This is a genomic window from Streptomyces sp. NPDC002698 (genome assembly GCF_042888945.1).
Taxonomy (GTDB): Bacteria; Actinomycetota; Actinomycetes; order Streptomycetales; family Streptomycetaceae; genus Streptomyces.
Window position 1 is genome coordinate 78,236 of record NZ_JBIAQM010000016.1, and the last position, 25,787, is coordinate 104,022.

The 25,787-nt window shown below is 68.6% G+C and carries 23 protein-coding genes, 1 tRNA gene and 2 pseudogenes; 12 read left to right on the forward strand and 14 right to left on the reverse strand.

All coding sequences use genetic code 11. From position 1 onward, the window contains the following. Positions 1-134: 134 nt before the first annotated feature. From ACFYW9_RS22905 to ACFYW9_RS22925, 5 genes are all read left to right on the forward strand, one after another. Complete coding sequence (locus ACFYW9_RS22905; protein ID WP_389153322.1) at positions 135-797, forward strand: response regulator transcription factor; 663 nt, start codon at positions 135-137, stop codon at positions 795-797. After that, entirely contained in the window at positions 794-2,512 is a 1,719-nt protein-coding gene (locus tag ACFYW9_RS22910; protein WP_389153326.1) for a sensor histidine kinase, read from the forward strand. Before ACFYW9_RS22905 ends, ACFYW9_RS22910 begins: the two co-directional genes overlap by 4 nt. Before the next feature lie 333 nt (positions 2,513-2,845). After that, positions 2,846-4,402 (forward strand): Re/Si-specific NAD(P)(+) transhydrogenase subunit alpha, encoded by a 1,557-nt coding sequence (locus tag ACFYW9_RS22915; protein ID WP_389153329.1) that lies wholly within the window; start codon positions 2,846-2,848, stop codon positions 4,400-4,402. Positions 4,403-4,408: 6 nt separating this feature from the next. Beyond that, entirely contained in the window at positions 4,409-5,863 is a 1,455-nt protein-coding gene (pntB, locus tag ACFYW9_RS22920; protein WP_389153332.1) for a Re/Si-specific NAD(P)(+) transhydrogenase subunit beta, read from the forward strand. A 530-nt stretch (positions 5,864-6,393) separates the two neighbouring features. After that, positions 6,394-6,744: a VOC family protein gene (locus ACFYW9_RS22925; protein WP_351873714.1), complete on the forward strand. Its 351-nt coding sequence runs from the start codon at positions 6,394-6,396 to the stop codon at positions 6,742-6,744. Positions 6,745-6,784: 40 nt separating this feature from the next. On the opposite strand, the gene ACFYW9_RS22930 is transcribed toward ACFYW9_RS22925, so the two are convergent. Together ACFYW9_RS22930 and ACFYW9_RS22935 are read right to left on the reverse strand one after the other, a co-directional pair. Then, positions 6,785-7,432 (reverse strand): dihydrofolate reductase family protein, encoded by a 648-nt coding sequence (locus ACFYW9_RS22930; RefSeq protein WP_389153336.1) that lies wholly within the window; start codon positions 7,430-7,432, stop codon positions 6,785-6,787. A 173-nt stretch (positions 7,433-7,605) separates the two neighbouring features. Further along, positions 7,606-8,811, reverse strand: a complete 1,206-nt coding sequence (locus ACFYW9_RS22935) for a PucR family transcriptional regulator (protein WP_389153339.1) — start codon at positions 8,809-8,811, stop codon at positions 7,606-7,608. A 279-nt stretch (positions 8,812-9,090) separates the two neighbouring features. Between ACFYW9_RS22935 and ACFYW9_RS22940 the strand changes: the two genes are divergently transcribed. Continuing rightward, on the forward strand, positions 9,091-9,963 hold the full coding sequence (locus ACFYW9_RS22940) for a DUF4394 domain-containing protein (protein WP_351873706.1): 873 nt from the start codon (positions 9,091-9,093) through the stop codon (positions 9,961-9,963). A 334-nt stretch (positions 9,964-10,297) separates the two neighbouring features. On the opposite strand, the gene ACFYW9_RS22945 is transcribed toward ACFYW9_RS22940, so the two are convergent. From ACFYW9_RS22945 to ACFYW9_RS22955, 3 genes are all read right to left on the reverse strand, one after another. Beyond that, entirely contained in the window at positions 10,298-10,780 is a 483-nt protein-coding gene (locus ACFYW9_RS22945) for a hypothetical protein (protein WP_389153344.1), read from the reverse strand. 196 nt (positions 10,781-10,976) lie between these two features. After that, the gene (locus ACFYW9_RS22950; protein ID WP_389153347.1) at positions 10,977-11,963 is read right to left on the reverse strand and encodes an alpha/beta fold hydrolase; all 987 of its coding nucleotides are present in this window, start codon (positions 11,961-11,963) and stop codon (positions 10,977-10,979) included. 183 nt (positions 11,964-12,146) lie between these two features. Next, the gene (locus tag ACFYW9_RS22955) at positions 12,147-12,725 is read right to left on the reverse strand and encodes a hypothetical protein (RefSeq protein ID WP_389153350.1); all 579 of its coding nucleotides are present in this window, start codon (positions 12,723-12,725) and stop codon (positions 12,147-12,149) included. Between the two features lie 277 nt (positions 12,726-13,002). On the opposite strand from ACFYW9_RS22955, the gene ACFYW9_RS22960 reads away from it, so the two are divergent. After that, the gene (locus ACFYW9_RS22960; protein ID WP_389153353.1) at positions 13,003-13,752 is read left to right on the forward strand and encodes a D-Ala-D-Ala carboxypeptidase family metallohydrolase; all 750 of its coding nucleotides are present in this window, start codon (positions 13,003-13,005) and stop codon (positions 13,750-13,752) included. A gap of 203 nt (positions 13,753-13,955) precedes the next feature. Continuing rightward, positions 13,956-15,527, forward strand: coding sequence for an N-acetylmuramoyl-L-alanine amidase (locus ACFYW9_RS22965; protein WP_389153356.1), 1,572 nt, complete (start codon positions 13,956-13,958; stop codon positions 15,525-15,527). Between the two features lie 173 nt (positions 15,528-15,700). Here the strand turns inward: ACFYW9_RS22965 and ACFYW9_RS22970 are convergent, their stop codons facing one another. From ACFYW9_RS22970 to ACFYW9_RS22990, 5 genes and pseudogenes are all read right to left on the reverse strand, one after another. Beyond that, the gene (locus ACFYW9_RS22970) at positions 15,701-15,847 is read right to left on the reverse strand and encodes a hypothetical protein (protein ID WP_389153359.1); all 147 of its coding nucleotides are present in this window, start codon (positions 15,845-15,847) and stop codon (positions 15,701-15,703) included. Positions 15,848-16,007: 160 nt separating this feature from the next. Next, a complete protein-coding gene (locus ACFYW9_RS22975; protein WP_389153362.1) occupies positions 16,008-16,466 on the reverse strand; it encodes a hypothetical protein in 459 nt (152 codons plus the stop codon). A gap of 258 nt (positions 16,467-16,724) precedes the next feature. Further along, the gene (locus ACFYW9_RS22980; RefSeq protein WP_389153365.1) at positions 16,725-16,853 is read right to left on the reverse strand and encodes a hypothetical protein; all 129 of its coding nucleotides are present in this window, start codon (positions 16,851-16,853) and stop codon (positions 16,725-16,727) included. 131 nt (positions 16,854-16,984) lie between these two features. Further along, positions 16,985-17,452, reverse strand: a complete 468-nt coding sequence (locus tag ACFYW9_RS22985) for a DUF4240 domain-containing protein (RefSeq protein ID WP_389153590.1) — start codon at positions 17,450-17,452, stop codon at positions 16,985-16,987. 248 nt (positions 17,453-17,700) lie between these two features. Then, positions 17,701-18,198: pseudogene (locus ACFYW9_RS22990) on the reverse strand (site-specific integrase); the annotation flags it as partial. On the opposite strand from ACFYW9_RS22990, the pseudogene ACFYW9_RS22995 reads away from it, so the two are divergent. Continuing rightward, a pseudogene (locus ACFYW9_RS22995) lies at positions 18,199-18,360 on the forward strand (NUDIX hydrolase); the annotation flags it as partial. It abuts the pseudogene before it with no gap. 626 nt (positions 18,361-18,986) lie between these two features. Here ACFYW9_RS22995 and ACFYW9_RS23000 read toward each other — a convergent pair. Both ACFYW9_RS23000 and ACFYW9_RS23005 read right to left on the reverse strand, forming a co-directional pair. Further along, on the reverse strand, positions 18,987-19,475 hold the full coding sequence (locus tag ACFYW9_RS23000; protein ID WP_389153368.1) for a hypothetical protein: 489 nt from the start codon (positions 19,473-19,475) through the stop codon (positions 18,987-18,989). 169 nt (positions 19,476-19,644) lie between these two features. Next, positions 19,645-19,759, reverse strand: a tRNA-Ser gene (locus tag ACFYW9_RS23005). A 1,321-nt stretch (positions 19,760-21,080) separates the two neighbouring features. Here ACFYW9_RS23005 and ACFYW9_RS23010 point away from each other — a divergent pair. Continuing rightward, a complete protein-coding gene (locus tag ACFYW9_RS23010; RefSeq protein WP_351870702.1) occupies positions 21,081-21,341 on the forward strand; it encodes a cold shock domain-containing protein in 261 nt (86 codons plus the stop codon). 135 nt (positions 21,342-21,476) lie between these two features. Here the strand turns inward: ACFYW9_RS23010 and ACFYW9_RS23015 are convergent, their stop codons facing one another. Further along, positions 21,477-21,806, reverse strand: a complete 330-nt coding sequence (locus ACFYW9_RS23015; protein ID WP_389153372.1) for a hypothetical protein — start codon at positions 21,804-21,806, stop codon at positions 21,477-21,479. A gap of 774 nt (positions 21,807-22,580) precedes the next feature. Between ACFYW9_RS23015 and ACFYW9_RS23020 the strand changes: the two genes are divergently transcribed. Together ACFYW9_RS23020 and ACFYW9_RS23025 are read left to right on the forward strand one after the other, a co-directional pair. Beyond that, positions 22,581-22,907 (forward strand): GYD domain-containing protein, encoded by a 327-nt coding sequence (locus ACFYW9_RS23020; RefSeq protein ID WP_266825398.1) that lies wholly within the window; start codon positions 22,581-22,583, stop codon positions 22,905-22,907. A 325-nt stretch (positions 22,908-23,232) separates the two neighbouring features. After that, positions 23,233-23,481 (forward strand): hypothetical protein, encoded by a 249-nt coding sequence (locus tag ACFYW9_RS23025; protein WP_389153375.1) that lies wholly within the window; start codon positions 23,233-23,235, stop codon positions 23,479-23,481. Positions 23,482-24,541: 1,060 nt separating this feature from the next. Here ACFYW9_RS23025 and ACFYW9_RS23030 read toward each other — a convergent pair. Continuing rightward, positions 24,542-25,270 (reverse strand): hypothetical protein, encoded by a 729-nt coding sequence (locus ACFYW9_RS23030; RefSeq protein ID WP_389153378.1) that lies wholly within the window; start codon positions 25,268-25,270, stop codon positions 24,542-24,544. Positions 25,271-25,787: the final 517 nt, after the last annotated feature.

A 25,787-nucleotide genomic window follows, 5' to 3' on the forward strand; every position in this document is an offset into this window, starting at 1 on the left:
CGGCCGGAGGACTGCCCGGCCTGTGTCGTATCTGTGTCATGCCTGTTGGATGTCGCCAATGTGCCTGGGGAAAGCTGAAGGGCACCTGAAGCCACCTGAAGATCCCTTCAGGTTCTGTTTGGGAGGCTGGGCACATGCGCCTGTTGATCGTGGAGGACGAGAAGCGGCTCGCCGTCTCGTTGGCCAAGGGCCTGCGGGCCGAGGGCTTCGCCGTGGACGTCGTCCATGACGGGACCGAGGGACTGCACCTGGCTTCGGAAGGCGTTCACGACCTGGTGCTGCTCGACATCATGCTGCCGGGCCTCAACGGCTATCGCGTCTGCGCGGCCCTGCGCGCGGCGGGCCACAACATGCCGATCCTGATGCTCACGGCCAAGGACGGCGAGTACGACGAGGCCGAGGGCCTGGACACCGGCGCCGACGACTACCTCACGAAACCGTTCTCGTACGTCGTGCTGGTGGCGCGGGTGAAGGCGCTGCTGCGCCGTAGCGGCACCGCCGGCGCCTCGCCCGTCCTGCGGGTCGGGGGGCTCGTCGTCGACACCGCCACCCGCCGCGTGTGCCGGGACGAGACGGAAGTGACGCTCACCGCGAAGGAGTTCGCCGTGCTGGAACAACTCGCGACACGGGCCGGGCAGGTGGTCGGCAAGCCCGAGATCCTGGAGCACGTCTGGGACTTCGCCTACGACGGCGACCCGAACATCGTCGAGGTGTACGTCAGCACGCTGCGCCGCAAACTCGGCACCGACGCGATCCAGACCGTACGCGGCGCCGGCTACCGGATGGCGGCCTCGTGAAGCGGCGGCTGTTCGGTTCCGTGAAGGCCACGACGGTCCTGTGGGCCACGGCCGTGGTGGCGGTCGCGCTGGTGGCCGCCGGGATCGCGGTGCTGACGTCCCTGCGCGTGAACCTCACCGAGCAGGCACAGGGCGAGGCCAACGACACGGCCCGCAGGATCGCCCTCGGGGTCGCCACCTGGCGCGGGGGTGACGCCCGGCTGCCGCTGCCGGAGGGCGCGCGGGAGGGGATCCCGGTTCAGGTGACGGACGAGGACGGTCGTCTGCTGGCCGTCGGCGACGGGCTGGAGAGCATCAGCGGCACCGGCGTCACGGCCGTTCACGTGCCGCGGTCCGCCGCCTCCCCCGCCACTCCCTCCCCGTCCTCGTCCCCGTCCCCGTCCGTGACACCCGCCCCGGCCCCCGCCACCCAACTCGGCACCGAAGCGGCCGACGACCACGGCGGCGGCCGCGGTCGGGACAGGGACCGCGGCGACGACGACGGCGCGGACGACAGCGGATCGGGCGGCCACGGCTCCGACGACAGTGGCTCGGGCGGCCACGGCTCGGACGACCACGGTGTCACCGACGGCCCGACGCCCCGGGCGAACGACCCGGCCATCGGCACCATCGGTGACACCGTCCAGGAAAGCTCCGGGCACGCGGTGGTCGACGGGCGCCGTGCCCCGTACCGGTTCGCCACCGTCAAGGCCACGGATCTCGGCGGCCGCACGGTGCTGGTCCACGCGGGCGCCTCGTTGTCGGCCCGCGAGAGCGCCGTCCGCAGCGCCGCGGTGGCGATGCTGGCGGGACTGCCGCTGATCCTGCTCGTCGTCGGCGGCGTGACCTGGCTGGTGACACGGCGTGCCCTCGCGCCCGTGGAGGGCATCCGGCGGGAGATGGCGGCGATCACCGCCTCCGAGGACCTGTCCCGACGCGTACCGGAACCCCTCTCGCACGACGAGGTGGCCCGGCTGGCCCGCACCACCAACGAGACGCTCACCGCGCTGGAGGCCGCCGTCGACCGGCAGCGCCGCTTCGTCGCCGACGCCTCCCACGAACTGCGCAGCCCCATCGCCTCGCTGCGCACCCAGCTCGAAGTCGGCTCCGCGTACCCACAGTTGCTGGACGTGCCCGGCGCGGTCAAGGACACCGAGCGGTTGCAGCACCTCGCGGCCGATCTGCTGCTGCTCGCCCGGCTCGACGCCGGGGAGCGGCCGGGACAGGGACCGGTCGACCTCGGTGAGCTGGTCCGCGAGGAGGCGGGGCACCGCCCGTCCGACCGCACGCCGGTGTCCTTCCACGCCGACGGGGAACTCCACGTCACGGGCTCGCGCGGTCAGTTGGCCCGCGTGATCGGCAACCTCCTGGACAACGCCCAGCGGCACGCGCGGGACGGGGTCGTCGTGCGGGTGGGGAGACGGGGCGACCGGATCGTTCTCACCGTCGCGGACGACGGCGGCGGTGTGCCGGCCTCCGAACGTGAGCGGATCTTCGAGCGGTTCGTACGGCTGGACGACGCGCGCGCCCGCGACGAAGGCGGCGCCGGGCTGGGCCTGGCCATCGCCCGCGACGTGGCGCGCCGCCACGGGGGCACCCTCACCGCGGGCGAGGCACCGTCCGGAGGCGCGCTGTTCGAACTGAGCCTGCCCGCACCACCCGTCCTCCCTCACGCGCCCGCGACGCCGGAGCGGGCTCAGGAGTCCGGACATGACCGACACATGACCGGCATCTGACCGGCACCTGAGCGACACCGTGTGCGGCGGAGCCCGGCCACGGTCGGCCCACCTGTCGGGTTCCCCGCCCACGCCGGGACGTCCGGAGCGGGATCAGGAGCCGGACCATGCCCATCCCTGACGCGTCGAAACGGTGGGGAACATGTCGGGAACGCCGTACCACGGCGCCCTCCCCGTGTTGTCGGCAACAGACCTCGCGTGAAACAAGTCACGGCTGCGCGCTGTGCCGAACAGCCTGCTCCACCATGTAAGTTCCTGCGTCCAAGGGGCGTGGACTCCCCCTGATCACACATTCGTGCCAGCACATATGCGCCCCCTGAGGGAGACATCACCATGCCCGCAGAAGAATCGGCCCACCACCCGCCCCAGCGCATCGGAGTAGTGGCCGAGTCCACTTCCGGGGAGACCCGGGTCGCGGCGACGCCCGCCACCGTGCGCCAGTTGGTGGGACTGGGATACGAGGTCGTCGTCGAGTCGGACGCCGGCACGGCGTCGGGCTTCACGGACGACGCCTACGGTGACGCGGGCGCACGGATCGGCGACGCCTGGCAGACGGACGTCGTGCTCAAGGTCAACTCCCCCTCGACGGGCGAGATCGCGCGCGTGCCCGACGGCTCGACCCTGATCGGCCTGATCAGTCCGGCCCAGCGGGCGGACCTGCTCGCGGAGCTCGCGAGCCGTCCCATCACCGTGCTGGCCCTGGACGCGGTACCGCGGATCTCGCGGGCGCAGTCCATGGACGTGCTCAGTTCCATGGCCAACATCGCCGGCTACCGGGCCGTGATCGAGGCGGCGCACGTGTTCGGGCGCTTCTTCACCGGCCAGGTGACGGCCGCGGGCAAGGTCCCGCCGGCGAAGGTGCTGGTGGCCGGCGCCGGTGTGGCCGGTCTGGCCGCCATCGGCGCCGCCTCCAGTCTCGGCGCGATCGTCCGGGCGACCGATCCACGGCCGGAAGTGGCCGACCAGGTCAAGTCGTTGGGCGGCGAGTACCTCGCGGTGAACGTCGCGCAGGAGGCGAGCACCGACGGCTACGCCAAGGCGACCTCCGCCGACTACGACCGCGCCGCGGCCGAGCTGTACCACGGGCAGGCGAAGGACGTGGACATCGTCATCACGACCGCGCTGATCCCGGGCCGCCCCGCCCCGCGCCTGCTCACGGCGGAGGACGTGGCGGCGATGAAGCCCGGCAGCGTCATCGTCGACATGGCCGCCTCCCAGGGCGGCAACGTGGCGGGAACCGTCGCCGGCCGCACCGTGGTCACCGACAACGACGTGACCATCATCGGCTACACCGATCTGGCGTCCCGGCTGCCCACCCAGGCCTCGCAGTTGTTCGGCACCAACCTGGTGAACCTGATCAAGCTGCTGACGCCCGGCAAGGACGGCCGGCTGGTCATCGACTTCGACGACGTGGTCCAGCGGGCGGTGACCGTGGTGCGCGAGGGTGAGATCACCTGGCCTCCGCCGCCCGTGGCCGTCTCGGCTCCGGCCGCCCCCCAGCCCGCCCCCGCGGCGGCCGCCGCACAGCCGAAGGAGCCGCGGCTCACCCCGGCGGCCCGGTTCACCCTGTTCGGCGCCGGCATGCTGGCGATGTTCGCCCTCGTCGCCTTCGCCCCCGCCCAACTCGCCGCGAACTTCACGGTCTTCACCCTGGCGGTGGTGATCGGCTACTACGTGATCGGCAAGGTGCACCACGCGTTGCACACGCCGCTGATGTCCGTCACCAACGCGATCTCCGGGATCGTGGTGATCGGAGCGCTGCTCCAGATCGGGCACGAGAGCGCGGTCGTCACGACGCTCTCGTTCGTGGCGATCCTGCTGACGAGCGTCAACATCTTCGGCGGCTTCGCCGTCACCCGCCGCATGCTGTCCATGTTCTCGAAGGGCTGAGCCGCCATGACTACCACTACAGCGTCCCACGCTGCGGACCTGGTCGCCGCCCTGCTGTTCATCCTCAGCCTGGCGGGACTGTCCCAGCACCGCACCTCCCGTGCCGGTGTCGTGTACGGCATCGCCGGCATGGCCCTCGCCCTGGTCGCCACCGTCGTGCTCGCGGCACAGAGCATCACCGCGGGCGCGGTCACGCTGATCGTCGTCGCGATGGTGCTCGGCGCGGCGATCGGCATCTGGCGGGCGCGACAGGTCGAGATGACCGAGATGCCCGAACTCATCGCCGTGCTGCACAGCTTCGTCGGCCTCGCCGCGGTGCTGGTCGGGTGGAACAGCTACCTGGAGGTCGAGGCGCACGGCGCCGCGCAGAAGCACGTCACGGCCGATCTGCTGGGGATCCACCACGCCGAGGTGTTCATCGGCATCTTCATCGGCGCGGTCACCTTCACCGGCTCGATCGTCGCCTTCCTCAAGCTGTCGGGGCGCGCCAAGTCCCGTCCGCTGGTCCTGCCGGGCAAGAACGCGCTCAACGTCGCGGCGCTGGTGGCGTTCGTGGCGCTGACGGTCTGGTTCACCATCAGCCCGAGCCTCGGCCTGATGATCGCCGTGACCGTGCTCGCGCTCGTCCTCGGCTGGCATCTCGTGGCCTCGATCGGCGGCGGCGACATGCCGGTCGTCGTCTCGATGCTCAACAGCTACTCCGGCTGGGCCGCGGCGGCGGCGGGATTCCTGCTCGACAACAACCTGCTGATCGTCACGGGCGCGCTGGTCGGATCCTCGGGCGCCTACCTGTCGTACATCATGTGCAAGGCGATGAACCGGTCCTTCATCTCGGTCATCGCGGGCGGCTTCGGCATCGAGGCTCCCACCGGCGGGGACGAGGAACAGGGCGAGCACCGCGAGATCCAGGCCCGGGAGGTGGCCGAGCTTCTGACCCAGGCCCGGTCTGTCGTCATCACCCCCGGCTACGGCATGGCCGTGGCCCAGGCGCAGCACCCGGTCGCCGAGCTCACGCGTCAGCTGCGTGAGCGCGGCGTGGAGGTCCGCTTCGGCGTCCACCCCGTGGCCGGCCGTCTGCCCGGGCACATGAACGTGCTGCTGGCCGAGGCCAAGGTGCCGTACGACATCGTCCTGGAGATGGACGAGATCAACGACGACCTCGCCGACACTTCCGTCGTCCTGGTCATCGGTGCCAACGACACCGTCAACCCGGCCGCGGAGGAGGACCCCACCAGCCCGATCGCGGGCATGCCGGTCCTGCGGGTGTGGGAGGCGGAGCAGGTCGTCGTCTTCAAGCGCTCCATGGCGTCCGGCTACGCGGGCGTGCAGAACCCGCTGTTCTTCCGCGAGAACAGCAGCATGCTCTTCGGTGATGCCAAGCAGAGCGTCGAGGAGATCCTTCGCGCCCTGCCGTCCGACCCCCGCGCCCAGGCGTCGAGCGAAGCCGCTCTCGCCCGCTGAGGCCCCCGCGCCCCGGCGCCCCGCCTCCGCGTCACGCGCGGCCGCGTCACCGGCTGCGCCCTGTTCCGGACACGGCCCCGCGCGGCCACGGACCCGGCTGCCACCTCAGGCAGCCGGGTCCGTCCCTGCCGCGGCACTAGGAGCTGTCCGGCCGATCATGCTGCTCGTTGGGATGCCGGCGTGGCAAGGACGAGCGTGGGTAACGAGACGGACAGCATGCTCTGCCTGTGGGTGGAGCCGTGGGGAACCGATCACTGGATGCGTCCGGGTGAGGAGTTCACCGTCGTGACGCAGACAGCACCCGAGGAGTCCCCGTTCAATGTCGTCGTTCACCGCCAGGGCATCACGGTGTGGGTGAATTCGGCCAACGATTCCGAGGTCTTCGACAAGAACGGCAACCCGGCTCCCTGGGGGCACCGGCGTCCCGCCGATGCAGGGTTCCGAGGATCCACTCCGGCTCAGGCACGGAGCCGGATGACGAGGGCGGAAAGGTTCCCGGGCCCTGCGGCGCGCCGGTTACGCTGGCGCACATGTCCGCACCGCGCGCGATGCCGCTGCTCACGGTGAGCGATCTCGATTCCGCAGTGGAAGCTCACGTCCAGGTCACCGGGATGGAGGTGATCATGAATCACGGCTGGATCGTCACCCTCGCCCCGCCCACGGACCACTCCGTGCAGGTCAGCCTGATCACCAAGGATCCCACCGGGCCGGTGAACCCTGCGGCGTCCCTGGAGGTGGAGGACCTGGAGGCGGCTCTGGCAGGGGCCCGCGCCGCCGGTCTGGAGATCCTGTACGGACCGGCGGACGAGGAGTGGGGCGTACGGCGCTTCTTCTACCGGGACCACGACGGCAACGTCGTCAACGTCCTCGCCCACCTCTGACCACCACGGCTCCCGCCTTCCGTTGCCGTCGTCCCTCTCGTCACCTGCGCCAGAAAAGGTGGTGCGTCACGCCGCTCGGGCTGGGCACGGCCTCCATGTGGAACCGGTCCAGCAGTTGTTCGGGCGAGTCCCAGAGGCGCAGCCCGGACCCGAGCTTCACCGGGGAGACGGCCACGTGCAGGGTGTCGACGAGACCGGCGTCGAGGAACTCCCGGACGGTGGTCACTCCGCCGCCGAGCCGGACGTCCTTGCCCTGTGCGGCCTCCCGCGCCCGCGCGAGAACGGTGGCGGGGGCGCCGTCGACGAAATGGAACGTGGTGTCGGAGAGCGTGAACGACGGACGCTCGTGGTGGGTCAGGACGAACACCGGTGTGTGGAAGGGCGGCTCGTCACCCCACCAGCCGCGCCAGTCGTGGTCGCGCCACGGGCCGCGCTGGGGTCCGAACTTGTTGCGGCCCATGATCTCGGCGCCGATGTTGTGGCTGAAGTCCCGGGTGAAGTAGTCGTCGAGGCCCCGGCTTCCCCCGGGCTCGGTGCGGTTGGGCCAGCTCGCCGTGGCGCCGGCCCAGGCGAAGAGCTTTCCCGGATCGACGTCGTGGCCGAAGGGCCGCTCCAGGCTCTGGTCCTCGCCGGCGGCCACGCCGTCGCTCGAGACGGTGAAGTTCTGCACGCGCAGCAGCTGATCCATGTGTTCCCTCATCAGGTCCTGTCGCCTCCTCGCACGGGGATGCGTCCTACATCAGGATGTCGAACGGGAAACGGCTGGATCGACAGCGGAGCCCGAGTTTTTCCGGCGCGCGCCCCGCAAGGCCGTTCGCCTGCGCCGTTCGGCGGCGTCCCGGGCCGGCGCTCGGCGTGGCGTCAGGCCCACGCGCCCGACAGCCGCCGTGTCACGACGGCGCTGAGCGTGCGTATGCCGTGCGCCGAGCCCGGGTCGATGCCGGTGAGTTCGGCGGCCCGGCGCAGGCGGTAGTCCAGGGTGCGCGGGTGGACGTTGAGGGACGCCGCCGCCGCGCCGCGGTTCATGTCGTGGCGGTAGTAGGCGTCGAGCGTGGTCACGAGGTCCGGGCCCGATTCGAGGCTCCGGGCCACCGTGTGGAGCCAGGCGTCGATGAACGGCACGTCCGCGACCGCGAGTTCGACGAAGACGTCCGCCATGGTGTGTGGCCGTAATCGGCGGGAGGACTTCCCCAGCGGGGCCGACTCGCTGATCCGGCGGGCCCGTTCGAGGGCGGCGGGGAGTTCGTCGAGCGGTGCGACGGCGGTGCCGGCGGCGCAGGGGCGGCCGAGCGCCTCGGCGAAGTCCCCGACGAGGTCGGCCACGGCGCCGGGCGCGGAGGGCAGCCGTACCGCCTCGTCGGCACAGGGAACGACGGCGATCAGCTCGCCACCTCTCGTGCCGCTCTTCGGGTACCAGACGACGGGCGCCCGGTGCGTCTTCACGAGCGTCTCGATCTCGACGTCCAGATCGCGGTCGTTCAAGGGGCTGTCCGGCACGCGGATCACCGCGACGGCGCAGAATTCGGGAAGTTCCAGGTCGAGGGCGGCGGCGAGGTCCGCGGCCATGGGGTCGCCGGTCAGCAGTGACCTGGCCAGCAGGGCGACCTGTCCGACGTACGGCAGACGGCGGCGCAGCACCGTCACGAAGCCCCGGCGGTAGGCGACGATACCGCGATCGCCCTGCGGGGCGAACCAGGTCATCACCTGCATGAGTTCCTCGACATCGCCGCCGCGCAGTCTCTCGGCCGCCTCCTGGATGTCGCGCAGCATGAGTGCGGTGTGCAATTGCAGCACCTGCTGCCGCGAATCCGGGGACATTCCGGCATCGGCCCGCACCTCGCCGATGGCCGCGATGTAGCCGAGGTCGTCATCGGTCAGACCGCTGTTGTCCGGAGACAGTTCGATCGTGCGGCGCCGCAGCCACACCGAGTATTCCATCGTCTCGGCCGTGACTCGGGGCTTGCTTTCCCACGAACGGAACTCCGGAATCTCACGCAGATAAGCATCGACCTCCCGGCGGGCGTTGGTCGACGCCTGCCGGGCCAGTTCGGCGAAGAGGCTCCCCATGGGAGCGAGCCTGCCAGCGCAGGTGAGCGGGCCGACAGATGAAATCCAGACGTGATTTATCACTTCGCGTGAATCGACAACCTTTACCTCACCCAGATATTTGTCACGGTGCGCAAAGTTCTCGGATCAAGGCGCCTCTACGCCTTGATCTGCTTGCAGAGCTGCGGCGAAGGCGGCTAAACAGGAGTCGCCAGCACACCGGAATTCGCATTCGCAGACATTTACGTCGCGTGTGCAATTTCCCTCGATGTCATTCGATCGAACGGGAGGAAAACACCGATGAGAGCAGGAATCCGAAAAAGACTCATAACGGCGGCCGCGGTCCTGTCCGTTTCCGCAGCACTGCTGGTGAGCGCGCCCGGCACCGGTTCGGCCACCGCCGCCGCGCCCAGCCTGAGGGCTTTCGGGATCACCGGCGACGGCACCCTGATGGCCACCTTCACCACCGACCGGCCGAACGTGCTCGACTGGGTCCGGGACATCACCGGTCTCAGCGGCGACACCAGGCTGCTCGCCATCGACCACCGGGTCCAGGACGGCCTGATGTACGGCCTCGGGGAGAAGGGCGGCATCTACACGATCAAGACCCCGCCGCAGACCTCCGATGTGGTGGTCACCAAGGTCTCCCAGCTCCAGGTCGCGCTGTACGGAACCAACTTCGGCCTCGACTTCAACCCGGCGGCCGACCGGCTCCGCGTGGTCAGCGACAACGGCCAGAACCTGCGGCACAACCTCAATGACCACACCACCGTCGAGGACACCACCCTCACCACCCCGCCGCTCACCGGGCCGGCGCGGGGCGTCACCGCGTCCGGCTACACGAACAACGATCTGGTCGCCGCCACCGGGACGCTCCTGTACGGCATCGACACCACGACGGACAACCTCGTCCTCCAGGCGCCGGCCAACAACGGCACCCTGACCACGGTCGGCTCCCTCGGCTTCGACGCGCAGCCCAACGCGGGCCTGGACATCTTCAGCTACCTGTCCAACGGCAAGACGACGTCGGTCACCGCGTTCGCCTCGCTCACCCCGTACGGCGCGAGCACCCCGACGCTCTACAGCGTCAACCTCGTCACCGGCGAGCCGACTCCGATCCTCCGGTTCCCGCTGAACATCACGTCCCTGGCGGTCACCCTCACCGGAAGCTGACCCTCACCGACTCGCACGGCGGCCCGCCGGACAACCGCGTGCCCGGCGGGCCGCACGTACAGCAGCGAGATGATCACTGGTGGGGCGTCCCGGCGACCGCCGAGGGGTCTTGGCCGTGGCCAGGGCGCCGCGAGGATTGCTGGCCCGCGTCATCCGAGCCGTGAGCTCCGGCACCCCCACGCCGGACAAGGGACGAACAGACACCGACCACCCCGGAAAGACAGGCTTACCCCGAACCATCCAGAGGGTCTCGAACCGTCAACGGCCCTGCGGCCGGCACCCACAACCAGCGAGCCGGGCGCGATGAATCGCCAAGACCTGTGGACTGACCGCGTCAGGTCGGCTGCTGATTCGCCTGCCGCAGTCGGCTGCTCGCCGCGTTGCGAACACGGCGGGTTCGCCCCCGTTCGGCGAGCACGCCGAGGGCCTCGGTCGAGATGACGAGGTGTGCGGCCGAGGCCGTCCGCTGGAACCAGTCGGATGCGGTGGTGAGTTCCTCGGCGGTCCAAGGCTCGTCCAAGGCGATTGCCCTGAGGAGGGTCCACTCGTGGAGTCGGCGGGCGAGGAAGGGGCGGTCGCCGACGACCGTGGTCATGGTCCGGGCCCAGGTGACGAACCTCGGGTCGGTCAGCAGCTGGGCGGCCCGGCGCTCGAGGTGACGGTTGATCGCAGCCTGGGCCATCGACCTGTCCGGGTCGCGCAGCACCGTGGCCACCAGGGCGGGCTCGTCCGCCTCTGATACGCCTTCCAGGTCTTGCAGGTGGCACCGGTAGCGGAGGTGCTCCGGGGGTTCTTCGTCGAAGCGCGGGTCGGTCATGCGGCGATTCCTTCCGGCAGCGAGCCGGGCCGTGGACGCTGCAGGCGGCCGTGAGGACGACGCCCGTCGTGGCGGAGCCCGCCGCCCGCGCAGCTTCTTGATCGCTCATGGACCTTCATAGTGCCGGCCGACTCCACGAGTGTGCAGTACTCGGGACGGTCCACCTCGGTCGGCCTCTGTGGGCAGGTGTCCGTGTTCAGGCCGGCAGGGAGGCGAGCCAGCCGGTCAGGATCTCGTTGACCTCTTCGCGGCGCTCCTGCTGAATCCAGTGGCCGCAGCCGTCGAGAACGTACGAGGAGACCAGACCGGGCAGGGTGGTGGGGTATGCCTGGATCGCCTCGGCCATCCAGGTGGTGGAGGCGTCCAGCGCCCCGCCGAGGAACAGGGACGGCTGGGTGATGGGCTTGCCGTTGAAGCCGGCGAGGTCCTCCCAGTCCCGGTCCATGTTCCGGTAGCGGTTGAGCGCTCCGGCCAGGCCGGAGCGTTCGAACTCCCCCGCGTAGACGTCGAGGTCGTCCTCGCCGAGCCATGCGGGCAGCCGTCCGGCGGGGAACCGGTCACGCAGTCTCCCGCCGCGGCTGACGAAGTGCGGGTCCGGGAATCCGGGTGCGGGCATGGTCTCGGCCGAAAGCGCGGCGTAGAAGCCCGCGAGCCAGCCGCGGACGTCGGGTTCGATCTCGGCCTCGGCCCGGCCGGGCTCCTGGAAGTAGGAGACGTAGAACTCCTCGTCGCAGCCCATCCGCGCGAAGACCTCGCTGGGCCGCGGGCCACCGGGGGGCGCGTACGGAACGCTGAGCAGTCCGACCGCGCGGAAGACGTCCGGCCTGACGAGGGCGGAGTTCGCGGCGATGGTCGAGCCCCAGTCGTGCCCGATGATCACCGCGGTCTCCTCGCCGAGCGCTCGCACCACCGCCACGTTGTCCTCGATCAGGTCGAGCATCCGGTACGCGGCCGCGCCCTCGGGCTTGGAGGAACGCCCATAGCCGCGGACGTCCATGGCGACCGCGCGGTATCCGGCTGACGCCAGCACCGGCAACTGGTGGCGCCAGGAATACCAGGACTCCGGGAACCCGTGCACCAGCAGCACCAAGGGCCCATCGCCCTGCTCCACCAGGTGGATCCTGCCGGCGGGAGAGGGGACCAGACGATGTGTGACATCCGTGACCTGGGCGGGCTGTGACATGAATCCTCCAGGGCTGTCGATCGATCCGCGTGCGCCGAGTGCGCCACCCGGCCGGCCCAGAGGCAGCGTGCCTACGGCTCAGGCAATGATCATGCGGTAGGCGTGGCGGCCGCCGCGATTCCTGTTGCTGCTTCGGCAAACGCGTCCCGTCGCTCGCGCAGCCCGTCCCCCATGCACAACCGCTCAGACGAACCCGTCGACCCCGCCTGCCCGGGGAGGCGGCGTATGGCGCGGCCACTCGTGCCCGTACGGTCCGACGCGGCGCTCCGGAACACATCGAGCAGTGCGCACCTCGGATACGTCCCGAACACGGGGTACTTCCAGCGCGGTCACGCTCGCGGGTGGTGATGGGCTGATTTCGGTGGTGGTCACCCCGGCGGCCGTGGCCTGCAGGACGGCGGCGCGGGCCCGGCCCAGCAGCACCTGCAACGGCGGCGAACCGGCGCTCTCGGACGCCGTCCTGGACGGCGCGGTGGGTACCTCGTGGTGCAGGGAGTAGATGAGGACCGGCGGTAACCCCGGATCCGCGAGAGAGATCGGTCCCTTCCAGCAGAAGTACGACGGAATCAGCAGCAGCCCGCGGCCCTTCAAGTGGATGTCGTGTTCCGTCGGACAGGTGCTGATCTCAAGGCGTGGGTGTTTCCACCGGACGGTCGGTCCGAGGCCTTCGAGCAGGCCCTCGGTGCCCCCGTCGAGCAGGTGACGGGCCAGCCGGATCCGCTCGGTGTGCAGGCTCTCGTGCACCCACTCCTTGTGAAGCACGGCCAACACCCTTTCCACCTGCGATATTTCAGCACGTTCGAATGAGCATGACAGGTGGAGGCGTAGACCGGATCATGAACTCGCCCCGTCGCACTGGCCTCGCGACACCCCATGCGGTTTTCCCCAGGTGGCCGCCGTCGCCACCGACGTCAAGGACGGCACCCACTTCAAGCTGCGGGTGCACGCCTACGACACGACGCCCAGGTCGTGCCGTTGCAGCTCGCGTACTGACACCCCCAGCGCCGCCCCCGCGCACTTCACCCCCCAAGGAATCACGATGACCTCCCCTCTGCGTCCCTTGAACCGCCGCTCGATCCTGCGCGGAACCTTCGCCGCGACCGTGGGTGCCCTCGCAGGCCCCCTGCTTCTGTCGGGCACCGCACACGCCTACAACTGGTCACGCACCCTGAACCAGGGAGCCGGCGGAGCGGATGTGACGGAACTGCAGATCCGGATCGCCGGCTGGGCCGCTGACTCGGCCAGCCAGTCCCGGGTGAGCATCGACGGCGACTTCGGCCCGGGCACGGCCGCCGCGGTCCGCAGGTTCCAGGCGGCTTACGGACTGGCCGCCGACGGCAGCGTCGGACCCGCCACCCAGGCGCAGCTCAACGCCCTGGAGCAGTCGGACGGCTCCACGGCCCACTTCAACTGGAGCGAGTTCACCGACCGGACGAGCGGCACCTTCGACGGCGGCAAAGTGAGCGCTGCCGCCGTCCGGGAAAACGCCCGGCGCTGCATGTACAAGCTGGAGGCGCTGCGCAAGAAGCTCGGCAACACGCCCATCACCGTCAACTCGGGCTTCCGCAGCATCGAGCACAACGCCGAGATCGGCGGGGCCAGCGACAGCATGCACCTGTACGGCACCGCGGCCGACCTCGACGTTCCCGGCGTGGCCACCAAGACCGTCTACCAGAAGGCGGAGACCTGCGGGTTCTCCGGGCTGGAGCGGTACACCGTCGATCACCAGCATGTCGACAGCCGCGCGGACCTCGGTCGGGCCTGGTGGTGGGAGAGCGGCACCGTCTGAAGCCCGGAAGCCCGGAAGCCCAACAGCCCGGTTCGCCCCACTCTGACCCGTGTCGAGACGGGCTCGGCCTGGTCGGGCCGGGCCAGGACTCCGGCGAGGTCCCCGGCCCCGGCGACTTGGCGTCCGAAGCGGTCCGTCACCCGATCCACCCGGGCTCTGCCCTCGCGCGCCCGAAGCCACACTCCCCACCTGGAGGCACACCCATGAACCGCAGACCGTCACGCGTACCCCTGCGGCGCGCAGCCCTGTCCGTCCTCGGCCCCCTGACCGTGCTGGTCGCCACCGTGCAGCCCGCCGGCGCCGCGCCCCGCGCCGAGGGACTCACGGCGCCGGGCCCCGTCAGCCGCGCCTTCACCCGGGCGGCGGCCGAGTTCGACGTGCCGCGCGATGTCCTGATCGCCCTCGGATACGGAGAGACCCACCTCGACGACCACGCAGGCCTGCCCAGCCAGGCCGGTGGCTACGGCGTGATGCACCTGGTGAGCAACCCCGATCAGCACACCCTGGAACTGGCCTCCCGGCTCACCGGTGAGACACCCCGCGAACTGCGCCAGGACACCGCGGCGAACATCCGCGGCGGAGCGGCCGTCCTGCGCGCCTACGCCGACGACGCCGGCCTCGGCCGAGCCGAGCGGCACGACGCCGATGCCTGGTATCCGCTGATCGCCCGGTACGGCGGCGCGACCGCCCCCTCCGCCGCGCGCCTCTACGCCGACACCGTCTACACCTTCCTGGCCGACGGCGTGACCGCCCGCACTCCGGACGGCGAGGAGCTGACCGTCACCGCCCGCCCTGTCGCCCCCGAACGCGGCCGCTACGAGGCCGCGGTGGCGCCTGCCGCGCAGAGCCCGGACTACCCGCCGGCCCTATGGGTCGCGGCCAACTCCGCCAACTACGTCGTGGGCCGCACGGCCACGATCAGCAAAGTCGTCATCCATGTCACCCAAGGCTCCTACGCCGGGACGATCAGCTGGTTCCAGAATCCCGCGTCGGAGGTCAGCGCCCACTACGTGGTGCGTTCCTCCGACGGTCAGATCACCCAGATGGTTCGTGACAAGGACACGGCCTGGCACGCCCGTTCGGGCAACGGATCCGGCATCGGCATCGAACACGAGGGATACATCGACAACCCGAGCTGGTTCACCGACTCGATGTACCGCTCCTCCGCGGCACTGACGGCCTACCTGTGCAACCGCTACAGCATCCCCAAGGACCGCGCCCACGTCGTCGGACACTCGGAGGTGCCGGGCAACGATCACACCGATCCAGGACCGAACTGGAACTGGACGTACTACATGCAACTGGTCGGCGGCAGCACGGGAGGCGGAGGTGACGTCCAGCTGACCTTCCCGTCCTACGACACCCTTCGTTCCGGCTCCTCCGGAGCTCAGGTGTCGGCCGCACAGTCGCTCCTCAACCGGCAAGGATTCGACGCGGGCACGGTGGACGCCAGCTTCGGTTCGAAGACCACCGCGGCCGTCACCGCTTTCCAGCAGGCCCGCGGGCTCAGCGCCGACGGGGTCGTCGGCGCGCACACCTGGACCGCACTCCTCTCCGCCGGCAGTGTGCCGGTGCTCCGCCAGGGCAGCACGGGCTCCGACGTCCAGCGTCTTCAGAGGGCTCTCACGGCCGCCCTGGGACGGACCGTCTCCGCGGACGGCGACTTCGGATCAGGGACCGACCAGGCGGTGCGGGACTACCAGAGCAGTCGCGCACTGAGCGTCGACGGCACGGTCGGCCCCGCAACCTGGAGCGCCCTGCAAGCCGGTCGCTGACCGAGATCGGATCGCGTGAGACGTCCGCCCGCCGCCATGCTGCCCATGGGCGGGCGGACCCTTGGTCCGTAAGGTTCAGTGGGCGAGCAAGGAGCCGAAGTGGGCCTCGGTTCCTGGTGTGTTGAGGGTGATCGCGTTCTGTCGGGCGTGGCGTGAGCACATCGGCGGGCCCGTCACATCCCGGGCAGTTCGTGCCCGGGATGTGACCAGCCGGTGGGGCAGAGTTCCTGAGCGGCGGCCCGAAGCCGTGCCGCCTCCGGGTCCGGCTTGCGCCGCCGGGCGAGGACCAGGCAGACGCGTCCGGGCAGTCGCAGCCGCACGTACCAGGGGAACGGAATGGCGCTCGCTGCGGCAAGGTGGGCCTGATCGACCGCCTTGCCGACGCGCTCCAGGTCGTCGAGCCCGGCAACGTACAGGGCCAGAGCATACGGCGTCCCGTCGCCCGGTCGGATCTTCTGTGATGAATGGGCCGGTGGTTCGCTAGCGGTGGGAACGGCTGAACAGGTGTGCCTGCCGCACCCCGGCTTTGCGGAGTTCGTCCGTCACGATGCGCAGTGCGGTGCGGGCCATGTGCGGGTAGATCCCGTCCTTGCAGTCCATCCAGATGCGGGGCACCGTGGCGTCGACGGCGGCGTAGTTGGGACTGTAGGGAGGGAAGACCTCGTCCCAGAGGTTCTCGGCCTCCTCCGGAGAGAGTTCGCGGCCGTCCTCGAACACGCACATCAGCCGAGGTTTCGCAGCGGTGAGTGCGGCGACCGCGCGGGCCGGTTCGTCCGACTCGACGACGATCTCCCAGTTCTGCACCAGTGCATCGCCGTTGCCCCCAAGGATCCCGAATGCCTCGCGGCCGACCGTGATACCGCCCGGCTCGCTCTCCGTGACCACGGCCCGCCGCATCCACAACGCCGCCTCGTCGCTGTACAGGCAGGCTTCTGTCACGCGCCAGAGCATCTGCGGGCCCGAACCACGAACCGCCTCCTCGAACAGTTCCTGGGCGTGCTCCCACTGCCCTGACTCCCGGGCCAGGCACCCACGCCTGAACAAGGCCTCGGAAGAGTGATCTACAGACGGCGGAAGAGCGTCGGTATCCATGGCCCTTCTCTATCAGTGGGCACTGACAGCTCGTCACTGGATTACTGGCAGAGCGGACACAGGCTGACCGGTCGAACTCTCCTGGCAAACGGTCAAGGTCGCCTGTCAGGGGGCACATACACCCTGGCCCGGTCCGCCGGCCAGGAAGACGATGGAGTCGTGGGCGAGCAGAACGAGGACCAGGACGACGTCGTCGAACCAGCGCGGCCGCCGCTGACGACCGCCCGGGCCCACTTCGTGTTGGTGAGCGGCTCGTTCGACGGACGGTGCCTGCGGGCCTGCCGGGTGATGGACACCCCGTCGAGACAGCCGACATCATCGTGCCTGCCGCCCACTGCGAGATCCCCGGCAAGCGGTAGTCCACCTCAGCGCCCCAGGTCCGGCCATCCGTCCTTGTTGGAGTAGCTCTCGCAGCAGTACCGGGTCGGGCGGTCCCACTCCTTCCCGGTGGCGAGTTCGTACGCTTGATCCGGCACGTACAGCAGCCGCTCCCCGTCAAACTCGGTGGAGGTGTACGGGGCGAACTTGTCGACGTCGAAGAAGACGCCTTCCCATACGGCTCGTCCCGCGGCGACGACAGCGCAACGGGCGTACAGGAACACGTCGGCAGACTGTGGGAAGGGCTCGCCGTTCCGGTCCGTCATGCCGGCAACCGGAAGCATCCCGAACTTCTCTTGGTCCAAGCGGTAGAGAGCCTCGGCATGGCGTTCGGCGAAACCGATGATGTCAGGGACGGAACGGCGGCTCAGCTCCTCGGCCAAGCGCCGACAGCTCTCCTCCGCGGCTTCGCCGTTCAGGGTGGCTATCAGCGCCCAGAAGGCGGCCCATGTCATGGTCACTGGCGCAGGATGCCAGAGCCGTCTGACATCCACGGCTGACATCAACGAGACCGGACGGCGGCATACGTCAGCGCCCCCGCACGACCGCCGGACCTGCCGGCAGCGGCACCAGGTCGGGGTGTCGATCGAACTTACAAGGCGGATGTCGGCGGTTCGAAACCGTCCGCGCCCACCAGGACAAAGACCCCCAGCCGATCATGGCTGGGGGTCTTTGACATCCAGATCTGACATCAGTGCCGTGGCTACTCGTGCTGCAGCCGCCGCGTGAGCAGCCGGTCCATGTGACTGACCGCCTCGCGCTGGGTGTCCTGGACGACGTGCGCGTAGATGTTCATCGTCACGGCGATCTGGCAGTGTCCGAGGATCTCCATCACAACGCGGGGCGCCACGCCGGCCGCGGTGAGCAGGGTCGCGCAGCCGTGCCGGGCGTCGTGGAGCCGGATGACCCGTAGGCCCGCGTTCCCGGCGACCCGCTGCCGCTGCTTCCGGATCCTGAGCTCGCGCTTGTCGAGGTCGACGTCCTGCCGGCGGAGCCCGATGACCTCCCCGCGACGGAGACCGAGCGCGATGGAGAGCACGAAGGCCGGGTAGAGCGGATCGCGCCGGGCCGCGGCGAGGAAGCCGAGCGTTTCCTCCAGGCTCCAGGGATCGAGGCTGCGGGAGTCGACCCGAGGCGCGTCGACCAGGGTGACGACGTTCCTGGCGATCAGCTCCTTGCGGCAGGCGGCCGAGAGGGCGGTGCCCTGGTCTTCCGCTGCAAGCTCTCCGGGGGCACCGAGCGCACGTCCAGCGAATCGACCGCGGTTGACTGGCTCACGCCCGAAGAGGTCAGCGAGCGCATGGCCGAGGTCTTCGCGATCCGACTCCTGGACGTCTTGGACGCCTTGGACGGCAACGGCCCGTTCTGGAACCCTGGCTGCCAGGGGCCATTCGCCGAGTGGCTGTGGAAGCGGCTGGGTCGGCACAGCTCCCTGGGATGGGCAGCTGAGATCGAGCGCGAGGCCGAGGCCTCCGACACACCAGCGGTCGAGCTGTTCTTCAGCCTGCTGGACGAGTACCGCGCTGAGCGCAGCCAGCCCAAGGAATAGAACTTTCTCTACTCCATCAAGCCCCGGCTCCGCTTCGCTCCGCCGGGCCCGCTCCCGGCTCCGCGCCGGGCGCCGCTCCTGCCTTCGGCCCGCTCCGCCCGCGCGGCGCCGACGCGCGCCCACATGTGGACAGGGCCGTTGGCCATGAGTCGAGCACCGCAGGAACGCGGCAACGGTCCAAGCATGCCTCCGGCGGGGGCGCTCAGGCTCCGAGATGGAGGGGGCGCCGTTCGCGAGTGCCGGCCGAGTGTGGCGTGCGCGGGGTGCTCCCATCCCGTCCGCCGTCGACCCAGGCAGAGCCGAGCAGTCGCGGCCCAGGGCGTCAAGGTCGTTCGTCCGGCAGGGCGCTCCACCTTGACGCCCTGAACCACGCCCGCTCCACGGTGTGTGGGTCGACGGCAGACGGGATGGGAGCTGGGGTAGGTGTGTGGTTGAGCTGGTCAGGCGAGGGACGACCGGATCCGGTCGATGGCGCGCAGAACCTCATCTCTGTTCTTCGCGCTCTTGATCCAGGTTGGTAGCCGCGCGACGAGGGTCATCTTTTTTACCTGCGCGTCCCATGGTGCTCGTTCACGCAACGGCGCCTGTACGAACTTCCGGATCAGCTCCAAGTGTTCCGGGTTGTAGGCCCACAGCCAGCCGTGTCGCGTCTCTGTCTGCAACCACAACGGCAGACCGAAGTAGGGATCTGCCGCTTCGCCTCGCCCCCGGAAAAGGCGGAAGCCTCCCCCAGCAGCATCTCGCGACAGACCGCATGCCCTACAGACGAGGCGGCGGCGCGCGAACACGGAAGGAACCTCGTCCTCAGCCGCCGACGCCACCGGGGCAACGTGTGCAATCCCAGCGCACTTCGGACAGCTCACGAGCACATGATCAATGAAGTGGTACTTCGTGTGCTGGGCATCTCGGAACCGCTGTGGCGAGAGCATGACGCCAGTATGCGATCCCTCTGCCTGACCATGCTCATGCACGGAAGAACCGTGCCCCTTCCGTGCCCGGTCAGGCGGGGAACCTCGGGGAACCACGGTCGCTCGCGGCGACAGGACCGAAGAGAGCCCCCGACCGATCCTGCTGGTCAGAGGCTCTCCACCACTGCGGTGGGTGTGGGATTTGAACCCACGGTGACTCGCGCCACGACGGTTTTCAAGACCGTGGACTAGGTCTGGGACGGAGCCGGACGCTCACACCCAAGGAGGTTGAGCCAACGATCGAAATACTGGGCTTCGGCTTCTCGGTCACCCTCGACGGTCAGCCACTCGCGGGCGGCAGCGATCATGTGCAGCTCGGCCTGATCCGCTTCTGCGGGCCGAAGCTCGATCCAATCGGTCAGCTCACCCCAGATGTTTGCAAGCCAGTAGAGCGCTTCATCCCCACCGTCCACCGGCAACCCACTAGCAAGGCCCAAGGCCTCCAACGCCGACTCGTACGGCGAAGTATCGCTATCCAGCATGGCTGTGATACACGTCCTGACCGCTGCGCGAAAGGCCTCCGAGTCGCTCATGGCGTAGAGGGTAGGGGACGCGATTTGAATCGTCGGGCCACGCGATCGGCTTGTACAGCAGCGAAGTACCGCAACCTTCGTGATCAGCCCCGACCACCATCGATCCTGCGTGACCGTCTGACGTGCCCGACAGACCCCAGTGACCGCCCCGCCCATAGTTCGCATCGAGAGGGCTCACGTCGGTCTTAGACCGTTGTCCATCCCTGCTGTGACCGGCGATGATTCAGCCCGGATCATGATTACGAGAGAGTCCAGGCATGCAGACTTCGAGACCGGGCAGTCCAAACACTGCGTCCTGCCGGAGCGTGAAGCAGTCGCGTATTTCGCTGCTGGCCGCCTACGTCTAGAGGGCGCCAGTCGACGTGCCCCTCTCGTGCCCGTTCGGTCGCGAAACAGCGGGGAGTCACGGGCGCCGACCTCACGCAGCCAGCGTCCCGTCCCTGTGTCACACTGCTGCCGGCCGTCAGAGGGCGGCTGCGCGAGGAGGTGGAGCGTGGGAGCGGCATTTATTCTCTGGGGCGTAGCGGTGTGGCTTCAGCTCGCGGGCACGGTGGTCGGCATGCGCGCGCTGGTACTAGGACGAGTTCCCGGCCGACGGCTACAACGCTACGTCGCGCAGCCGAGGGTCTGGGGGGCCGGTGTGCTGTTGCTCATGGCTTGCGTCTTCTCGTCCGTGACTGTCGCGGTCATCGGAGCGGGGCTTATCGCTCTCGGACATGTCAGGACACCGAGGTTCGACTACTGATCATCGAGCGGTGAGGGGTGGCCCCAGGGCGTGCCACTCCCGTGCCAGAACGGACGGGGACTCACGGGGAATCGGGGTTCGCCAGGGCGCATACCGCTCGACGCCGCCCAAGGCAGAGATTCCCAGGTCGCACCTGTGATCGCCTCACCTCGCTCCTAAAGCGGGGGTCGCAGGTTCGAATCCTGCCGGGGACACAAGAGAAAAGGTCCCGGACCGATCATAGTCCGGGGCTGTTGACATCCACTCAGCCATTTTGTGATTTTGTGGGATAGATGGAGGGAGAAGAAGGTGAGTCGCCGCAGGGGGACCCGTAAGGTCGCCGCAGTCGTGACTGCGACTGTGCGTGAGTGGAGGGACGAGGAGGGGTGGGGTGTGCTCGACTCGCCCGAGACTCCCGGAGGGTGCTTCGGCCACTACGCCGACATTCAGGCGCCCGGCTTTCGCACGCTGTCACCGGGGCAACAGGTCGATCTCATCTGGGAAGCACCCGGTTTCAAGCAGGACGGGTACGACTACCGGGCGGTGAGCATCGTTCCCCGCCCTGTCTGACATCCACGGCTGACATCAACAAGGTCGGACAGCGGCACACAACAGCACCCCCGGGCGACCACCGGACCAGCCGTCGACGGCCCCGGGTGCGGGCGTAGATCGAACTCCTAAAGGGGTGCTCACTCTCTGCATAGCTCAGTACCAGGGCGTGAAGCCGGCTGACTGGTCAAGGTGGAACGCGGAACCCGGAACCGTCGGGGTCCAGCCCTCACGCAAAGCAAGTCGAATGGCCGCAGCCACATCGGACGGCAGCACAGGCTCAGCCTCACGACCGATCCAATTGCTCGAATGCGGCTGGTCAGTGGTGACCACGAGCGTCGTGCCGGGCGTTTCAGCATGCTCAACCGCGAATGTGCACGGCGACCAAGCCAGGCCCTGGTCGTACGTTGGCCTGCCTCGCAGCCGCCAGCGGTAGACCGTGCCGTCGACAACGATCCGTCGTGATCCCTTGCGGGTCAGCGCCATGACACCCCCTCCAACAGCGAAGATGCTAGCGAACCCAGCCCCGCCGTCCGTCTCAGTTTCCGTCTCGTTCAGCGCCGTTCACGGCCGTTCAGACGAAACCAGCGGCAGTGGCCGCTCAGACAACCAGCCGCACATAAACACAGGTGAACGGCCCCGCACGCGGCCACGGGACGCACCAACACAGTTGGAAAGCGTGCGCTTCATGCCGAGGTACCTTCTGGTCATGTCAGTCGAGCGTGTCTGTCCACGCTGTGAGCCATACCGGGTCCATCGCTACCGCTTTAAAGCCGATGGGGCCTTCTTCTTTTTGTGCACTGAGTGCGACTCGCTGTGGTGGCCCGACGAGGCAGTCGAGATTGCTCGGGCGCACTTCCTCGACGACGTCGTCGCGGCACGCCTGGGCGTGGAGGGCAACCCGTGGACCGACCGTGTCTGGGCCGACGTCATCGAACCAGTACCCGAGCTCCATGCTGAAGTAAGCCGCACCACTGGCGCACCAGATGGAGCGGGAAACAGCAGGGAGCCACGGTGAATGCAGCCGAGGCAGGTGAGCCCTCGCCTCAGGCATTCACCCAGGTCAGCGCCCGAACTGGCTTCAAATGCCCGCAGTTTCCCAAGCTGAGGGCCTCGATGCTGTGGTTCCGCGGCGGTTGGGTCGCTCACTGGCAGTGGCCATGCCGGTCATCATCCCGGCCGTTCGGGGGATAGGCGGGCAGCCTCGGAGGCGTGTCCCACCCTGCGGGGGCATCCCTTGCTGGACGAAAGGGAGACATGATGCCGCTCTATCTATCGAGGTTCAGCTACACGCCGGAGACCTGGGCGAGACTCATCGGCCACCCCGAGGACCGCGCAAAGGCCGCTCAGTCGTACATCGAGTCCGTCGGTGGCAAGCTCCACGGCTTCTGGTACGCGTTCGGCACCCGCGACGGCTACAACCTGTGGGAAGCCCCCGACAACGTCTCCATGGCCGCGGTCGCCCTGGCGATCAGCGGAGGCGGCGCACTCAGCTCGTTCGAGACGACCGTTCTCCTGACCGTCGACGAAACCCTGGATGCCCTGCGCAAAGCCGGGCAAGTCCAGTACCGGGCTCCCGGCGCGTAGCGGTCTGGACGGCTGGCAGCTGCCGGGTTCAGGAATCGAGACGGCAGCGAGGTACAGCACCCACAGCAACCGTCCGCGTCCAGTAGTGGTCGTTGAAGACCACACAGCGTCATGCATGACCACCATGAGCGACCTCCATAGAGCTACGGATCAGAAGGTCCTGACATCCACGGCTGACATCAACGACGCCGGACGGGGGCGTACACCAGCGACTCTGTCCGGCCGTCGCAGCAGTCGCCCCCCCCAGCCGGAGCGGGCGCGGATCGAACTTACAAGGCGGTGCTCACCAGGCCCCGGAGCTGGCGTGCCAAGTAGGGTCCCGGGCGTGACTACTTCTCCTGAGCACGTCGGCAGCAGAGAGGACCTGGCAGCCTTCGTTCGTTCCCTGCAGCGCAGCCACGTCGAGGATGGCAGCTCATGGGAGAACACGGACCTCCCGAGCTTCCTGGAGGCCTTGGCCGCATGGATCGACGACGCGGACGGCTGGTACAGCAACGCCAGCCACGAGTTGCCGGCCAGCGGTGACTGGACGTTCTTCGCACGAGCTCTGCGGGCCGCGACTATCTACGAGTAATCCGCGCTGTGTCGAATGCCTGTCGAAGTCTGGTAAGCCGTCGTTGGCGCGGGTGATTGCCCAGGTCAGGGCCCAGCCGCAGGCGTACGATCCAGGCGCCTTCTAAGTGCCCGTACTGCGGGCGGACGCGGCAACTTAGCAGTCATTCACAACCCCGTCCGCGGTATCACCCGAACACAGTGCTGAGTGCTGGACAGCGCCCGATACTGAGCGCGACTGAGGGAGAGGGGCTGCAGGCGATGTTGCGACGGTGGGCACAACGGCGTTACGACAAAGCTCAGGCGGAGTATTGGCAGAGCATTGAGCCCATGCTTGAGCCTGGAGAGCAGAAGATTGCCAGTGCGCCCACACGAAACCTGTGGGACGGTCCGCAGGATGGAGTCCTCTTCCTCACGGACCGAACTATCTACTGGGGTGCTTGGCTAGGACAGGGCCGACAGACGAGGCCTATGTTCGCGCAAGATCTTCGAGAGTGCCCGAATGCACGCATCGGCGAACACGGCACGTTGGACATAGCCGTGAGTGGTGAGCCGATTGGATCCTTCGCCTCGTTCACCCCAGCCCCCGGCGCCCAGTGGGGCTTCACCGAGTTCTGTAAGAGCTTCGGCCAAGCGATGGAAGACTGCAGCGAGCTGCCGCCAGCCGCAGAGACACCTTCTGGCGATACCCGGTGAGTGCCTAACTGCGTGACAACGCCGACGAACACCCACGGACGTCCGCGAACGTCTGTGGACCATCGGAGCAGGTGAGAACCGAACCAGCCCAAGGTGGCACGCGCGTACAAGTTGCTTCGGGACGAAGCAGTCCCCGTGCCACAGCCGTGCCACATCGTGCGGTCAATCACGGTCAACGACGGTCCGCCACAGTCGAGATGCGCCGTTCGCTTGGACTGGCGCTACAGCTGGACTGACCTGGGCAGGCTCGCCCACGACCACGTCCGCCCTTACAAGGCGGATGTCGGCGGTTACCGTCCGCGCCCACCAGTCTCAGGACACGGACATGGACCAGGTCGGCTGGCGTGAATCGGGATATCCGGGCCTTGATCCATGCACTCCAGCGGTCAGGTCGCGGTGGGGAGGTGGCGCGCCGCGATGAGTCCGGCCACCGCTCGAAGTCTCTCGAAGAAGGAGGCACAGTACTCCTCATTGACCAAGGACACGATCTTGTCGAGGTCGGCGATGCACGCCCAGAGGAGGGCAATGCCGTCGCCGTCGAGTCCGCCGTTCAGTTCTCTCTGGACGAGGCCGGCGACGTCGGCGTCCAGCAGGATCAGCTCCACCCCCTCGATGTCCACTCCGCGAAAGCCTGCGGGATACGGCGCGCGGCAGTGTTCCTCCCATAGCCGGACGAGCTGGTAGACGGGCTGCGCGCTGCTCGTCCCGGCGGCCCGGGCTTCCGCCACGGGCGTTGGACGAAGACACAGCGAGACGGCGTCGAAGACGGCGCGCACCATCGTGATGGCCCCGACCGGGGTGAGGGCGGAACTCGTCACGGCGCCCTGCGTGAGTTTGTCGCGCAGCAGTCGGCTGCGGTCGAGTTCGGTCCCGAGGTCCGCCGCAATGAGGCCGGTGTCGGTGGCCCGCTTGATCAGTTCCCGGAGTGGTTCGTCGACGGCCAGACGCTCGGCAAGGACGTGCTCCAGGGCGAACAGAGAATGCGTGACCGCAACGGTGGCGAACTCGTATCGGTAGTAGGAGTGCCGGAGGAGCTCGCGGGAGGTTTCCATCGCGCTCATGACGTGCATCGACGCGTCGCTGGGCAGAACCAGGTCGGCAACCAGGGCATGCATGCCCTCATAGTCGAGAACGATGTCGCGGCTACGGGGGTCCGGTACCGGCAGAGGAAGCGGACCGAGCTTCGGTGGCAGGGTGGTCACCGGTGCAGTCTTGTCGTTTGAAGACTGCCAGCGCCATCGGAATTGTCAGATGCGGTGGGCAACCCGCAGCCGTCATTTGAGCCACCGGCCCGGTCCGACCTCTGGAGTGAGCTCGCGGGTCGTACCGGTCAGCTCCGGAAGGCGCCTCGACGTCGAACGGGATCGGCGCCAACTGCCAGGGCATGGCAGGACTGTTCCCCAAGAACCTGCTCGCCGCGACCGATGCCGTCCTCGACACCTTCGAGGGTGACCTTCCTGGACTTGCCGACGCCAGTGACGCACAGATCTTTGCCGTGGTGGAACGCGTCGTCCTAGCCCTGGACGCGGTGGACGAGTGCGCACCACAACCGCACCAGATAGGACGGGGAACAGCGGGGAACCACAGTGGACGCCGCCAGACCCGAAGCGGCCGCACTGTGGGCTTTCATCC